At 67.9% G+C, this 14639-nt stretch carries 16 protein-coding genes; 5 read left to right on the top strand and 11 right to left on the bottom strand.

What is annotated here, in order from left to right; genetic code table 11:
- Positions 1 to 3: 3 nt before the first annotated feature.
- From Q8Q80_RS02520 to Q8Q80_RS02475, 10 genes are all read right to left on the bottom strand, one after another.
- Positions 4 to 225, bottom strand: coding sequence for a rubredoxin (locus Q8Q80_RS02520; RefSeq protein WP_336623630.1), 222 nt, complete (start codon positions 223 to 225; stop codon positions 4 to 6).
- 2 nt (positions 226 to 227) lie between these two features.
- Complete coding sequence (locus Q8Q80_RS02515) at positions 228 to 1103, bottom strand: hydrogenase expression/formation protein (protein WP_305631420.1); 876 nt, start codon at positions 1101 to 1103, stop codon at positions 228 to 230.
- A 14-nt stretch (positions 1104 to 1117) separates the two neighbouring features.
- On the bottom strand, positions 1118 to 1612 hold the full coding sequence (locus Q8Q80_RS02510; RefSeq protein WP_305631419.1) for a hydrogenase: 495 nt from the start codon (positions 1610 to 1612) through the stop codon (positions 1118 to 1120).
- Positions 1609 to 1974 (bottom strand): HypC/HybG/HupF family hydrogenase formation chaperone, encoded by a 366-nt coding sequence (locus Q8Q80_RS02505; protein ID WP_305631418.1) that lies wholly within the window; start codon positions 1972 to 1974, stop codon positions 1609 to 1611. Before Q8Q80_RS02505 ends, Q8Q80_RS02510 begins: the two co-directional genes overlap by 4 nt.
- A 2-nt stretch (positions 1975 to 1976) precedes the next feature.
- A complete protein-coding gene (locus Q8Q80_RS02500; RefSeq protein ID WP_305631417.1) occupies positions 1977 to 2675 on the bottom strand; it encodes a HyaD/HybD family hydrogenase maturation endopeptidase in 699 nt (232 codons plus the stop codon).
- 23 nt (positions 2676 to 2698) lie between these two features.
- Positions 2699 to 3013: a HigA family addiction module antitoxin gene (locus Q8Q80_RS02495; protein ID WP_305631416.1), complete on the bottom strand. Its 315-nt coding sequence runs from the start codon at positions 3011 to 3013 to the stop codon at positions 2699 to 2701.
- 136 nt (positions 3014 to 3149) lie between these two features.
- Complete coding sequence (gene cybH / locus Q8Q80_RS02490) at positions 3150 to 3878, bottom strand: Ni/Fe-hydrogenase, b-type cytochrome subunit (RefSeq protein WP_305631415.1); 729 nt, start codon at positions 3876 to 3878, stop codon at positions 3150 to 3152.
- A 25-nt stretch (positions 3879 to 3903) separates the two neighbouring features.
- Positions 3904 to 4506, bottom strand: coding sequence for a HupE/UreJ family protein (locus Q8Q80_RS02485; RefSeq protein WP_305631414.1), 603 nt, complete (start codon positions 4504 to 4506; stop codon positions 3904 to 3906).
- A 35-nt stretch (positions 4507 to 4541) separates the two neighbouring features.
- Entirely contained in the window at positions 4542 to 6398 is a 1857-nt protein-coding gene (locus Q8Q80_RS02480) for a nickel-dependent hydrogenase large subunit (RefSeq protein WP_305631413.1), read from the bottom strand.
- Between the two features lie 68 nt (positions 6399 to 6466).
- Positions 6467 to 7549, bottom strand: coding sequence for a hydrogenase small subunit (locus Q8Q80_RS02475; RefSeq protein WP_305631412.1), 1083 nt, complete (start codon positions 7547 to 7549; stop codon positions 6467 to 6469).
- A 141-nt stretch (positions 7550 to 7690) separates the two neighbouring features.
- Between Q8Q80_RS02475 and Q8Q80_RS02470 the strand changes: the two genes are divergently transcribed.
- The 5 genes from Q8Q80_RS02470 to Q8Q80_RS02450 all read left to right on the top strand — a co-directional run bounded on the left by Q8Q80_RS02470 (position 7691) and on the right by Q8Q80_RS02450 (position 14296).
- A complete protein-coding gene (locus Q8Q80_RS02470; RefSeq protein ID WP_305631411.1) occupies positions 7691 to 7882 on the top strand; it encodes a hypothetical protein in 192 nt (63 codons plus the stop codon).
- A gap of 61 nt (positions 7883 to 7943) precedes the next feature.
- Positions 7944 to 10598 (top strand): DNA mismatch repair protein MutS, encoded by a 2655-nt coding sequence (gene mutS, locus Q8Q80_RS02465; protein ID WP_305631410.1) that lies wholly within the window; start codon positions 7944 to 7946, stop codon positions 10596 to 10598.
- Entirely contained in the window at positions 10595 to 11422 is an 828-nt protein-coding gene (locus Q8Q80_RS02460) for a proteasome-type protease (RefSeq protein ID WP_305631409.1), read from the top strand. The genes mutS and Q8Q80_RS02460 overlap by 4 nt, the downstream gene beginning before the upstream one ends.
- Before the next feature lie 2 nt (positions 11423 to 11424).
- Complete coding sequence (locus Q8Q80_RS02455) at positions 11425 to 12273, top strand: alpha/beta fold hydrolase (protein ID WP_305631408.1); 849 nt, start codon at positions 11425 to 11427, stop codon at positions 12271 to 12273.
- A 100-nt stretch (positions 12274 to 12373) separates the two neighbouring features.
- Positions 12374 to 14296 (top strand): PAS domain S-box protein, encoded by a 1923-nt coding sequence (locus Q8Q80_RS02450; protein WP_305631407.1) that lies wholly within the window; start codon positions 12374 to 12376, stop codon positions 14294 to 14296.
- 6 nt (positions 14297 to 14302) lie between these two features.
- Here Q8Q80_RS02450 and Q8Q80_RS02445 read toward each other — a convergent pair.
- The coding region (locus tag Q8Q80_RS02445) for an ABC transporter permease (protein WP_305631406.1) at positions 14303 to 14639 on the bottom strand (337 nt) is incomplete at its 5' end.

Below are 14639 nucleotides of genomic sequence, written 5' to 3'. Positions count from 1 at the left end.
GTCTCAATCAATGACCATGAACTGGTCGGCATCGCCGTCGCACTGCGGGCAGCGCCAGTGCGACGGCAGGTCGGTGAACGCGGTGCCCGGCGTGATCTGCCACACCGGGTCGCCCTGCTGCGGGTCATACACCCACCAGCAGATCTTGCATTCGAGCTTCGCATTGTCCGGCAACTTGCCGGCGTCGCCGAGATAGCTGCCTTCGAAACGCACAGTGGCCGACATGATCAGTCGCCCTCCACCCAGGCGAGCACTTCGGTCAGGCGTTCGAACGAGTCTTCCAGATCTTCCTTCGCCGCCATCGCGACTTCCGGCAGCGCGCTCACTTCGACCGTGTTCAGGATGACCACGTCCTGCGAGTTGTAATACACGACACGCCAGGTGTTGGGCACGCACGTGTTGGTGATGCGGCAGTTGCCGTAGCCGCGCGACAGGATGAGTACACGGCCGGTGCCGAGGTGGTGGTCCATGAAGCCGATGTCCTCATTCGACATCGGCAGCAGCGTCAGATTCACGACGTGCGCCGGCGTGCCCGGCTTCCACGCGCGCCACTGGTCCTCGATCTCGGCCAGCAGCGCCGGCGCGTTCTGCACATTGGGCGGCAGCGCGCCCTGCCAGCGCGGCGCGGTGATCCACAGGTCTTCGGTGGCGGAGGTACGCAGTACCTGCGGAATGGCCCCCACCTCCATGGTGTCGGACACGACCCTGCCGCCGTCGCTGACGATGACGCGCCAGACGCCGGCGAACACCGATTCCTGCACCGCGACGTGGCGGCCGGCATCGTCGTCGGCACGTACCTGCGCGCTGACCTCGCCTTCGCCCATGACCTGGTTGATCAGTTTCAGGTCCTCCGGCGGCAGCCGGGTCAGGTCGATGCTGCGGTTGTGCCCGTCGGTGCGCGTCGCGCCCAGGCAGGCCAGCACGTCGCGCAGCGCCAGATGGGCCTGTTCGTGGCCGACCAGCTCTTCCGGCTCGGGCAGGATGGGCGGGCGGAAGGTTTCCATGCCCTGCGGCATGTTGAGGTAGTGCAGCGCTTCGTCTTCGACCTGGGTGCCGGGGCCGATGACGGCAACCGGAATGGGAAATGCGGGAAATTCTTTCACGTGCCGTACTCCGTTCAGTGACAGGACGAATCGGATGCGCTGCCATGGCGCACCGGAATGCCGATGGTGGGCGCGCGCGACGCAGGCATCGCGATCGCTTCGCCGACGCGCTCGACATAGACCTGCCAGTCGAGCATGCCGGACAGCACGGTGACGTACTGGCCGTCGCGCACGAACACCAGCGCCGGCCAGCGGATCGCGCCGTAACGTCTGGCGATTGCGTCTTCGTGTTCGCGCGTGGCGACGCCGACGACGAAGCGCTGCGCGAAGTGCTGACGCAGTTCGGGCAGCACGACGGCGAGATCCAGCGCCTCGGGGAAGCGCACCGGGTCGCCGGCCAGCAGGATGACGCGGTCGCCGCCGCCAGCCGCCCAGTCGGCGACGTTGTCGCTGGTGAGCCAGGTCGCGCCGTGTGCGCTGACCAGGCGCTCGATCAGCGGCGACACGGCAGCCGGTGCGGCGACCGGCAGCGTGACGACTGCTTCGGATGATGCGGTTTCGATGCTCATGCGATTTCTCCCTGCGAGTTGTCCTGCGAGTCTTCCTGCGACATGTCGGGCACTTCGGCGCGGGCGCCGGACAGGGCCCGCAGTTGTTCGCTGCTCATCGCCGACGGCAGCGCAAAGGCGGCGTTGCCGTCGCCGGCTTCGCCCTGCATGACGGCTTCTATCAGGTCCAGCGTGGCGTCGACCTCACGCGCCCGCTCGACCGAAATGCGTTCCTGCGCGCTGTCGAGGAACACCAGCAGCCAGTCGCCGACGGCCACCTCACCGACCAGCGCACTGCGCACGCGGCGTTCACCCAACCGGCCCGCGCAGCGCGCATGGCCCGGCTCGACGGCGGTCACCTGCATCGGTATGCCCAGGCACATGATCAGGCTGTGCCCACAGTCGAGTCCTCCGCACCGGCGGCAGGAAAGAAGCGCGCGTCGCCGCTGCGGCAGGCGACGTCTTCCGGCGGACGCTCATCTTCGTAGCGCGCCAGTTCGAGTTCGGCGAAGGTGATGCACTCGCGCACGGTCAGCGGCGTGGTGCGCGGCACCGGCCGGGCGCCCCAGCGGCGCAGCGCGCCCAGGCCCAGCGCCAGCGCCTGTTCCATCGCGCGGCGCACCGACGGGCGCAGGCTGCCGCCGTAGTCTTCCAGCTCTTCCGGCTGGCAGCCGATCAGCAGAACTTCGCGCGGATACCGCCCGGTCAGCTGGGCCAGCAACAGCACTTCCTGGAAACCGGTCTGGTGCAGGCTCATCTTCTTGGCGCCCATGAAGCGCGGCACGTCGTCGTTGGCGATGCACTTGAGCGTGCCCGGCTCGAGGCCATAGTCGATGGCATCGAAGATGAGCAGGCAGTCGGCCGCCTGCACGTGCTGCACCAGGTAGAGGCCCTGGGTGCCGCCGTCGATCAGCTGCACCTCGGGGCCCTCTTCCGGTGCGAAATCGAACTCGAAGCGCTGCTGCAATGCCTCGACGCAGCGCACGCCGAACCCTTCGTCGGCCCACAGCACATTGCCAATGCCGAGCACGACGACGCTGTCACGGGGTGGGTGACAGCTGCATTCGGACGGATTCGGGTTCATGGTCGAACTTCCCTTCGGAAAAATCAGTGAACGCCGCGCGGAAGCGTGGCGTCGGGCGTGGCGCGCAGCGCCTTCCAGGCGTGGAAGCTGTCCCAGGCGGACTGAAGCGCCAGCCAGAAGGCGGCGTCGGTTCCGAACAGCAGGGCGCAGCGGATGGCGGTGTCGGGCGTCAGCGCGCGCTGACCGTGCACGATTTCGTGCAGGCGGCGACGCGACATGCCGAGCGCGCGCGCGGCTTCGCTCTGCGACAGGCCGAGCGGCTCGAGATAGTTGCGCGAAAGAAATCGTCCCGGATGCCACGGCGCACGCACCGGAATGCCGGCAGGTACGCGTTGCAACAGTGACCGTCCGGGACGCAAAGGGTGCACAACGGGATACACAACGGGGTGCACAACGAGCCTGCTTTCAATAGAAGAGGTGGTTGCCAGGTCGGCCGGGCTGCGTCCTGCGGGCGAGGCGGCGGCCGACATGGCATCAGTCCTTGAAGGTGCGGTGGCCGGAAATCATCGTGCTCACCACGCTCGACCGCCCCATGATGTCTTCACGAATGGCGGCATAGACATGCACGATGATGAACACGATCAGCGCCCACATGCCGAGGTGGTGCCAGGTATGCACGTCCTGCGACTGACCGAACAGCGGGATGACCCAGCCGAACATCCGCTCCTGCCACGACCCCATCTGCGAGCCTTCGCCGTACAGCGCGAAGCCGGTCACGATCATGAACACCGTGAGCATCAGATAGCCGAAGAACATGGCGAGGCGCGCCAGCGGGTTGTGGCCCACGTAGCGGCCGGGACGCGGACTGATGAAGGCGTACCACTTCAGCATGCCCAGCACCTCGACCCAGTAGGCCCGGGTGAACAGCGGTACCCAGAACAACTCGCGCGCATGATGGTTCCCGGCGATGGCCCAGTAGGTGCGGCCGATCAGGCCGACCGCGAGAATGTAGCCGGCGGCGAAATGCGCGAAGCGGATGTAGCCCATCAGGTAGTTGGCGCTGGCTTCGCCCGGCTGCGTCGGCAGCGGCGAGGCGATGAAGTAGCCGGTCAGCGCGAGCACCGTGATCGCCAGCGCGTTGATCCAGTGCCACACGCGCACCGGCGCCTCATACACGTAGACCGACTTGATCGAGCGGCCGTGGGCAACTGCCCCCTCGTCGATGCCGGTGGCGTGGGACAGCTTTTCAGTAGTGGCGGACATCTTTGGTCTCCCGCGGTTGGCTGCTTCAGAGGCGCGACGCAAACATGAACAGGCCGGCAGCGCCGAGCCCGGCCGCCTGCACGCGCCACACCCAGGCCGGCACGCGCGCCAGCGCAGCACCCGCTGCGAGACCGGCGGCGTGCAGCAGTGCCGAACCGAGCATGAAGCCTGCGGCATAGCCGGTGAAGGACGTCCCTGCCGCCCACTCGGCGCCGTGCGCGACGCCGTGCAGCGCACCGGCTGCGGCAACCAGCGCAAGACCGGCGACCGCCGGCAGTTGTCGGCGCGCCAGCAGCAGCACGCCGAACAGCGCGACGCTGAGCGCGACACCGGCTTCGATGTACACACCGGCGCCGGTCTGCACGCCGACGAAGGCACCGGCCAGCAGCGCGAGCAGGAACCAGGCCGGGCCGGCCAGGCGTTGAGCGCCCCGCAGCGCGGCGGCCGACCACACGCCGACGGCGATCATTGCCAGCAGGTGATCGACACCGGCGAAGGGATGCGCCAGGCCGGCGGCCAGACCGTGTGCGCCGTGACCTTCATGCGCGTGAGCGACGCCGGCAGCCAGCGTCAGGGCGGCCGCAACGCAGACGCGGCGGGCCAGGGATAAGGCGAGGGACGTATTCATGTTTCCTCCTGATGTCGTCATGTCGTGGGTGCGCTTCAGCGCACCTTCACCGTGGTCAGTTCGCGGCCGTCCTCGCTCATCACGTGCGTCGAGCAGGCGAGGCAGGGGTCGAAGGAATGCAGCGTGCGCAGGATTTCGACCGGCTCTTCCGGATTGGCCATCGGCGTGTTCATCAGACTGGCTTCGAAGGCGCCGATCTGGCCCTTGGTGTCGCGCGGGCTGCCGTTCCAGGTGGTCGGTACGACGCACTGGTAGTTCTCGATGCGGCCGTCCTTGATGCGGATCCAGTGGCCCAGCATGCCGCGCGGCGCGGCCACCGTGCCGACGCCCTTGGCTTCCTTCGGCCAGGTCTTCGGGTCCCACTTCTCGACGTTGGCGGTGTTGGTGTCGCCAGCCTTGATGTTGGCGACCAGTTCCTTGAAGTCGTCGAGCATCATTTCGGCGCAGTACTGCGCCTCGAGCGCGCGCGCCAGCGTGCGGCCGATGGTGGTGGGCAGCAGCTGTTTGGCGGTGTAGCTGGTTTCCGCCATGCCGAGCGCCTTCGGGAAGTCGCTGTTGATGATGCGTGCCGAACCATCGACCTGTTCCTTCACGCGCTGGCAGTACTGGTTGCCCTTGAGCGCATGCGCATAGCCGAGGATGTAGCGCGACAGCGGGCCGACTTCCATCGAATGACCACGCCAGCGCGGCGACTTGATCCACGAGTACTTGGCGTCCTCGTCGATGATCTCGATGTTGGTGCGGGTGCCCTTCGTGTTGGCGCCGAGCACGTAATTGGGCTCGGTGACGCCGTCCCACGGGTGCAGGCCCTTGCTTTCGTCGGCGTACGAGTACCAGCTGTGGTTGACGAACTCCTGCACCTGCTCGGGGTCGCGCGGATCGACCGGAAGGATTTCGTCCCAGTTGCCATCGAGGATGGCGCCGCCCGGCAACTGCTGCGTGCTGTGGTCGCCCATCACCTTTTCATAGGTGCCGTAGTCGATCACGTTGGTGGCTGACAGGCCGCCGCCGTACAGCCAGCCGGCGTTCTTGTAGATCGTGCCGATGGCCAGCACATCCGGGATGTAGACGTTGTTGTTGAACTCGATCATTTCCTTGATGCGCGCTTCGACGAAGTTCAGCCGCTCCATATTGACCGGCGCACCGGCCGCGCCGTCGCCGTCGATGTTGATGGCGCACGGCACGCCGCCCACCAGGTAGTTCGGGTGCGGGTTCTTGCCGCCGAAGATGGTGTGCACCTTGACCCATTCCTTCTGCAGGTCGAGTGCTTCGAGGTAGTGGGTGACCGCCATCAGGTTGGCTTCCGGCGGCAGCACATAGGCCTTGTTGCCCCAGTAGCCGTTCATGAAGGGGCCGAGCTGGCCGCTTTCGACGAACTTCTTCAGCCGGTTCTGGATGTCGCGGAAGTAGCCGGGCGAAGACATCGGGTGACTGGGCGACACGGTCTGCTGCAGTTCCGAGGTCTTCTTCGGGTCGGCCTTCAGCGCCGACACGACGTCCACCCAGTCGAGCGCGTGCAGGTGATAGAAGTGCACCGCGTGATCGTGTTCCTGCAGCGTCTTGGCCATGATTTCGCGGATCAGGTACGCGTTCTTCGGAATCGTGATGCCGAGCGCATCTTCCACCGCGCGCACCGAGGTCAGCGCGTGGCAGCCGGTGCACACGCCGCAGATGCGTTCGACGAAGGCCCAGGCGTCGCGCGGGTCGCGGCCCTTCAGGATCACTTCGAGGCCGCGCCACATGGTGCCGGTCGACACCGCGTTGCGGATGATGTTGTCCTTGTCTACGTTGACCTCGCAACGCATGTGGCCTTCGATGCGGGTGACCGGATCGACGACGATGCGCCGGCCGGTGTTGTCCATCGTGTAGCCCTGAGTTTCGTAAGCACCCATCTCTGTATCCTTTGCTGGAATCGGGTCTGTCCGCACACGCGCCGACGCTCAAGCGCCGGCGGCGCGGATCAGTGGTCGACGGTGGTCGGCGAATCGTTCTTCTGCGTGGCGCGCTTGATCGCCGACGCCGCGGCGTGCGCCACAGCGGCCGCACCGACCACGCCGGCGGCCGTCGCACCGACCTGGTCGGCATTCGCTTCGATGCCGAACTGGTGGATGTCGGTCAGCCGGTCGTAGAACGAACCCTTGTCCCAGAAACCGTCTTCCGAGCAGCCGATGCAGCCGTGGCCGGCCTTGATCGGGAAGCTGGTGCCCTCGTTCCACTGCACGGTGGAACAGGCGTTGTAGGTGGTCGGTCCCTTGCAGCCCACCTTGTAGAGGCAGTAGCCCTTGCGCGCGGACTCGTCGTCCCAGGCTTCGACGAACTGGCCGGCGTCGAAGTGCGGACGGCGGTAGCACTTGTCGTGGATGCGCTGGCTGTAGAACATCTTCGGGCGGCCCTGGCGGTCGAGTTCGGGCACGCGGTCGAAGGTGAGCATGTAGGTGATCACGCCGGTCATCACCTCCGGAATGGGCGGGCAGCCCGGCACCTTGATGATGGGCTTGTCGGTGATGACCTTGTGGATCGGCGTGGCCTGCGTGGGGTTGGGCTTGGCGGCCTGCACGCAGCCCCATGAGGCACACGAACCCCAGGCGATGATGGCCTTGGCATCCTTGGCCACATGCTTGAGTTTTTCGACGAAGGGCTTGCCCGACTGGATGCAGAACATGCCGTCTTCATTGAGCGGCGGGTTGCCCTCCACGGCCAGGATGTACTGGCCCTTGTACTTGGTCATGATCTCCTCGAGGATGGCCTCGGCCTGGTGGCCGGCGGCGGCCATCAGCGTGTCGTCGTAGTCGAGCGAGATCATGGAGAGCACCACGTCCTTGGCCAGCGGGTGCGCGCTGCGGATGAAGCTCTCGGTGCAGCAGGTGCATTCCAGGCCGTGCAGCCAGAGCACCGGGGTGCGCGGCTTGTTCTCCATGGCGTGGGCGATCTGCGGCACGAACGACGGGGCCAGCCCCAGCGAGGTCGCGGTGAGCGAGCAGTACTTCAGAAAGCTGCGGCGCGAAATGCCCTTGCGGCGCATGACCTCGTAGAAGGTTTCCATAGTGCAATGTCTCCAGTTGCTTTGTGATGATCGCCACGCCCGGTGCAGGGAAGACCGGGACAGCGCGGCGCACTTTGTGGGTGGGGGCGCAGCTTCATCGCAAGTCGTGAGCCAGCGATCCCGCATCGCGGGAATACCCTGATGGGTTCGCTCAAGTGCTTGTTTTCATTGGGGCAAATCGGCGGCCAGCGCGCTCGGAAAAAACGCGCGAAGGCGGCCTTGCAAGCCGGTGTGCCGGAGCAGGGACCAAAGTGGAATGCGATGTTCCAGTGCGGGCGCGGGCTGGCCGCGCGCGCCGACCTGCCCCGGGGCCCTGCGACGGCCATCAAATAAGATAGGGCCCGCTCCGAGCCCGGCATGGGCCCACCTTGCACCGCACGCACCGAAGTCATTGATGAGTCAGGATTCCTCTCCCCAGCCCGGCGCGCTTGCGGACCTGTCCCTGCACACCCCCATGATGCAGCAGTACTTCGGACTTAAAGCCGGGTACCCGAACACGCTGCTGTTCTACCGCATGGGCGATTTCTACGAGGTGTTCTTCGGCGACGCCGAGAAGGCCGCGCGCTTGCTCGACATCACGCTGACCCAGCGCGGCCAGTCGGGCGGGCAGCCGGTGGTGATGGCCGGCGTGCCCTTCCATTCCGTCGACACCTATCTGGCGCGCCTGATCAAGCTGGGCGAATCGGTCGCCATCTGCGAGCAGGTGGGCGACGTGGCCACGGCCAAGGGGCCGGTGGAGCGCAAGGTGGTGCGCGTGGTCACGCCCGGCACGCTGACCGACAGCGAGCTGCTGTCCGACAAGACCGAGGCGGTGCTGATGGCCGTGCACCCGGGCGCGCGCACCGGTTGCGGCCTGGCCTGGATGTCGGTCACGCAGGGCATCGTGTTCCTGGCGCAGTGCGCCAGCGACGAGCTGGCCGACTGGGTGGCGCGCGTGGCGCCCGGCGAAATCCTCTACAGCGCCGACGCCACGCCGGCGTTCGAGAAACACGTGCAATCGCTGGCCGGCCAGGCCGGCAACAACGGCGGTCGGCTGGTGGCGGTGCTGCGCCCGGCCTGGGCGTTTGATGCCGCGCTGGGCCAGCGCAAGCTGCTGGAGCAGATGCAGGCCGCGAGCCTGGCTGCCTGGGACGCGCAGGACATGCCCGACGCGCACGCCGCCGCCGCCGCGCTGCTGAACTACGCCGAGCACACCCAGGGCCGCGCCCTCACCCACGTGTCCAGCCTGCAGGTGGCGCGCAGCGGCGAGCGCATCGACCTGCCTCTCAACACCCGGCGCAACCTCGAACTCGTGCAGACCCTGCGCAGCGAGACCAGCCCCACGCTGTTCTCGCTGCTCGACGTCTGCTGCACCGGCATGGGCAGCCGCGCGCTGCGCAGCTGGCTGCTGGAGCCCCGGCGCGACCGCACAGAAGCCCGCGCGCGGCTGGCCGCCATCCACACCCTGCGTGGTGGCCTGTGGCAAAGCCTGCGCCAGTCGCTCAAGGGCGCGAGCGACGTCGAGCGCATCACCGCGCGCACCGCGCTGCGCCAGGTCAAGCCGCGCGAGCTGGTCGGCCTGGGCCAGACACTGGAGCGCGCGCAGCAGCTGGCCCACCAGCTCGGCGCGCAGGAGGCCGGCGGCCTGCTGCACGGCATCGGCCAGCACCTCACGCCCCCCGAGGGCTGCGCCGCCCTGCTGCGCGACGCCCTCTTGCCCGAACCCGCCGCGCTGGTGCGCGACGGCGGCGTGATCGCCGACGGCTTCGACGCCGAGCTCGACGAGCTGCGCGGCATCCAGACCCACAGCGACGCTTTCCTGATCGAACTCGAGCAGCGCGAGCGCGCGCGCACCGGCATCGCCAACCTGCGCGTGCAGTTCAACAAGGTGCACGGCTTCTACATCGAGGTCACGCAGGGCCAGGCGTCCAAGGTGCCCGAAGACTACCGCCGCCGCCAGACGCTGAAGAACGCCGAGCGCTTCATCACGCCCGAGCTCAAGGCCTTCGAGGACAAGGCGCTCTCGGCGCAGGACCGCGCGCTGGCGCGCGAGAAATGGCTGTACGAGCACCTGCTCGACGAGCTGCAGGCTTTCGTGGCGCCGCTCACGCGGCTGGCGCGCGCCATGGCCGCGCTCGACGCGCTGTGTGCCCTCACCGAGCGCTCGCTCACGCTGAACTGGTGCGCGCCGCAGTTCGTGGCCGAGCCCTGCATCGACATCCGCGGCGGCCGCCACCCGGTGGTGGAGGCGCGCCTGAACGAGACCAGCGGCGGCGGCTTCATCGCCAACGACACCGTGCTCGGCCCGAAGCAGCGCATGCAGGTGATCACCGGCCCCAACATGGGCGGCAAGAGCACCTACATGCGCCAGGTCGCGGTGATCGTGCTGCTGGCCAGCATGGGCAGCTTCGTGCCCGCCAGCTCGTGCCGGCTCGGGCCGATCGACGCCATCCACACCCGCATCGGCGCGGCCGACGACCTGGCCAACGCGCAGTCCACCTTCATGGTGGAGATGACCGAGGCGGCGCAGATCCTGCACGCGGCCACGCCCGAGAGCCTGGTGCTGATGGACGAGATCGGCCGCGGCACCTCCACCTTCGACGGCCTGGCGCTGGCCGGCGGCATCGCCACCCACCTGCACGACAGGTCGCGCGCCTTCACGCTGTTCGCCACCCACTACTTCGAGCTCACCGAGTTCCCCGCCAGCCACCACGCCGCGGTGAACGTGCACGTGAGCGCGGTCGAGGCCGGGGGCAAGGCCGGCGGCATCGTGTTCCTGCACCAGATCGAGCCCGGCCCGGCCAGCCGCAGCTACGGCATCCAGGTCGCGCGCCTGGCCGGCGTGCCCGCCGGCGTGGTGCAGCATGCGCGCCACGCCCTGGCCGCGCTGGAGGCCCAGAGCGAAGAAAGCCGCAGCCAGGTGGACCTGTTCGCCCCGCCACCTGCCACACTGGAGCCCGAGACCCACCCGCTGCAGACCGCGCTGGCGCAGATCGACCCCGACACCCTGAGCCCGCGCGAAGCGCTGGAACAGCTCTACACCCTGAAAAAACTGGCCTCTTCATCATGACTTACTGCGTCGCCGTCAAGCTCAACGCCGGCATGGTCTTCCTCTCCGACTCGCGCACCAACGCAGGCCTGGACCAGATCAGCACCTTCCGCAAGATGATCGTCTACGAGAAGCCGGGCGACCGCTTCATGTGCCTGCTCTCGGCCGGCAACCTGAGCGTCTCGCAGTCGGTGCGCGAGATCCTGCAGGTCGAGCAGCTGCAGGACGTCGACGGCGGCGAGCCCATCACGATCTGGAACGCCAGAAGCATGTTCGACGCCGCGCGCGTGCTCGGCTCGGCGGTGCGCCACGTCTACGAGCGCGACGGCGATTCGCTGCAGCGCGCCGGCGTGGAGTTCAACGTGTCCATGATCTTCGGTGGCCAGATCCAGGGCGAGGGCATGCGCCTGTTCCAGGTCTATTCGGCCGGCAACTTCATCGAAGCCACCACCGAGACGCCGTTCTTCCAGGTCGGCGAGTCCAAGTACGGCAAGCCGGTGCTCGACCGCGTGATCGCCCCTGAGACGCCGCTGGACGAGGCCGCCAAGTGCGTGCTGGTGTCGATGGACTCCACGCTCAAGTCCAACCTGTCGGTGGGCCTGCCGCTGGACCTGGTGGTGTACGAGGCCAACCAGCTGCAGTCCGACAAGATCACCTGCATCGACAACGACAACCCCTACTTCCGCATGCTGCACAACACCTGGGGCCAGAAGCTGCGCGACGTGTTCGACAGCATCGAGGACCCGACCTGGGACGATGCCCACACCGACGTTCCGCTGCTGAGCAACAGCCCGCGCAACCAGCCGCTGAAGAAGATCACGAACGCCAGGGAAAAGTTGATCTAGGCATGTCGTTGATCGTTTTCTCCCACGCCAACAGTTTCCCCGCCAGCACCTACGGTGTGCTCTTCAAGTCGCTGCGAGCCCGGGGCCACACGGTGCGCGCCGTGGACCGCTTCGGCCACGACCCGCGCTACCCGGTCACCAGCAACTGGCCGCACCTGGTGCAGCAGCTCGCCGACTTCGCCGCGCCCGAGATCCAGCGCCAGGGCCAGGGCGCCTGGCTGGTCGGGCATTCGCTGGGCGGTTTCCTCAGCCTGATGTGCGCCGCGCGCCACCCGCGGCTGGGCGGCCACGCCGTGCGGGGCGTGCTGCTGATCGACTCCCCGGTGCTTGGCGGCTGGCGCGCGCGCACGCTGGAACTCATCAAGCGCACGCAGCTGGTGGGCTCGGTCTCGCCCGGCAAGGTCAGCCGCCGGCGCCGCGCGAGCTGGCCCGACGAGGCCGCCGCGTTCGCCCACTTCGCCAGCAAGAAGGCCTTCGCGGCCTGGGAGCCGCAGGTGCTGCGCGACTACATCCGCCACGGCACGCGCGACGAGGCCGACGCCCGCGGCGAGACCCACCGCGTGCTGGCCTTCGACCGCGAGGTGGAGACCGCGATCTACAACACCCTGCCGCACAACCTGGACCGGCTGCTGCGCCGCCACCCGCTGGCCTGCCCGGTCGGCTTCATCGGCGGCACGCACTCGCTGGAGATGAAGCAGGTCGGCATGGCCATGACGCACCGGCTGGTGGGCCGCGCGCACCCGCAGCGGCTGGCGATGGTCGAAGGCAGCCACCTGTTTCCGATGGAAAAACCCCTGGAGACGGCCGCGGCGATCGACACCATGCTGCACACCTTGAGCGGTGCACGGTGAACAAGGGCAGACCCGCAGTGTCCGCCGCAAGCCGCTCCGGTATAACCGCTTCAACAGCACGAGCACCCGCCCCGGAAGCCCACACCATGCGGCCAACCCCATGACGCCCCCCTCCCCAACGGGTAGCCCCATGCAGCGGGTGTGGCAGCGCGTGGCGGACTGGCAGCCCGACCGGCACAGCATCTGGACACGGCTGGCGGTGGCGCTGGCAATCACTCTGCTGGCGGCCTGGATGCGGGTGGCGCTGGCACCGGCCGAATCGGGCGGGCGCTTCATCACGCTGTCGCTGGCCGCGGCGCTCTCCGCGCTCTACGGCGGTTTCCGGGTCGGCATGTTCAGCACCGTGCTGGGCATGCTGGTGATCAACTTCGTGCTGGTCAAGCCCTATTTCAGCTTCGCGTTCGAGGACCCGGTCGAGGCCTTCTGGCTCAACCTGTGGCACCTGGTCACGCAGTTCGTGGTGGTGGGCGCGATCGCCTTGATGCAGCGGCAGAACCGCCACCTGCGCGAGGCCACCGCGCTGATCCAGCAGGGCAAGCAGCAGCTCGAGGACACCTTCGAGCAGGGCGCCACCGGCATGACCCACAGCCACCTCAACGGCGAATGGATCCGCATCAACCAGACCTACTGCGACATGATCGGCTACACCAAGGCCGAAATGCTGAAGATGCACTTCCGGGACTTCACCCACCCGGACGACCTCGAGCTCGACCTCGCCCATTTCCACCGCGCGCTGAACGACGAGGTCCCCCACTACGCCTTCGAGAAGCGCTACATCCACAAGCTCGGCCACTTCGTCTGGGCCTATCTCACGATCTCGCTGGTGCGCAAGCCATCGGGCGAAGCCGACTACGTGATCGCCGTGGTGCAGGACATCACCGCCCTCAAGCACGCCGAGCAGGCCCTGCGCACCAGCGGGCAGCTGCTGCGCCAGGCGCACGAGCTCGCGGGCCTGGCCAGCTGGCAGGCCGACGTGGCCACGCGGCGCTTCACCACGCTGTCGGGATCGCACGAAATCCTGGGGCTGCCGCAGGCCGACTTTTCCGACGAGGAGCTGCTGGCCCTCACCCACCCCGACGACCGCTCCGCCGTGATGCGCCAGTGGGCGCTGGCGGTGCAGGGCAAGGGGGTGTACGACATCGAGTACCGGCTCATGTTCGGCGGCGAGTGGCGCTGGTTCACGGTGCGCGCCGAGTTCGAGCGCGATGCCCACGGCCGTGCCGTGCGTGCCCTGGGCGTGACGCGCGACGTGACCGAGCGCAAGCGCAGCGAGGTGGAGATCCAGCGCCTCAACACCTCGCTGGAGCACCGCATCCAGGAGCGCACCCAGGCCCTGAAAGCGGCCTACGACGAGCTGGAGAGCTACTCGTATGCGGTGGCCCACGACCTGCGCTCGCCGCTGCGCATCATCAACGGCTTCGCCCAGGCCCTGCAGGAGGACCACCCGGCGCTGGACGCCGACAGCGTGGCCCACCTGCAGCGCATCATGGCCGCGAGCAAGAAGATGGGCGAGCTGATCGACGGCCTGCTCACGCTGTCGCAGTTCGCGCGCGGTGAGCTGCAGCGCAAGCCGGTCAACCTGAGCGCCATCGCCACCCGCCTGCTGGAGGAGTTCGCCGGCACCGAGCCGCAACGCCAGGTGGGCTGGCAGGTCGAGCCCGGCCTGCACGCCATGGCCGACCCGGCGCTGGTGGAGGCGCTGATGCAGAACCTGCTGCACAACGCCTGGAAGTACACCGCGCGCACGCCCGATGCGCACATCCGCGTGTACGCGCAGGAATCCGGGGGGTTGACGCGCTTCTGCGTCAGCGACAACGGCGCGGGCTTCGACATGGCGCGCGCGGCCAAGCTGTTCCAGCCGTTCCAGCGCCTGCACATGCCGCACGAGTTCGGTGGCCTGGGCATCGGGCTGGCGACCTCGCTGCGCATCGTGCAGCGCCACAGCGGCGACCTGCAGGCCTCGGCCGCGCCGGGCCAGGGCGCCACCTTCTGCTTCAGCCTGGCTGCGCGAACGACGGCCTGAGCACGCTCACTCGTGGCGCAAGGCCTGGATCGGCAGCAGCAGCGAGGCGCGCCGCGCCGGGTAGAAACCGAAGAACACGCCCACCAGCGCCGAGAAGCCGGCCGCCAGCACGATGGAGTCCAGCGTCATGCTGACCTGCCAGCCGGCGAACTGCCCCACCGCCCAGGTCGCGATGGCGCCCAGCACCACGCCGATGGCGCCGCCGATCAGGCTCAGCGTGACCGCCTCGATCAGGAACTGCGTGAGGATGTCGCGCCCGCGCGCGCCCACCGCCATGCGCAGGCCGATCTCGCGGGTGCGCTCGGTCACGCTCACCAGCATGATGTTCATGATGCCGATGCCG

Source organism: Methyloversatilis sp., from assembly GCF_030698125.1.
Taxonomy (GTDB): domain Bacteria; phylum Pseudomonadota; class Gammaproteobacteria; order Burkholderiales; family Rhodocyclaceae; genus Methyloversatilis.
The sequence above is the reverse complement of the archived record's forward strand: the minus strand, read 5'-3'. Positions and strand labels throughout refer to the sequence as shown.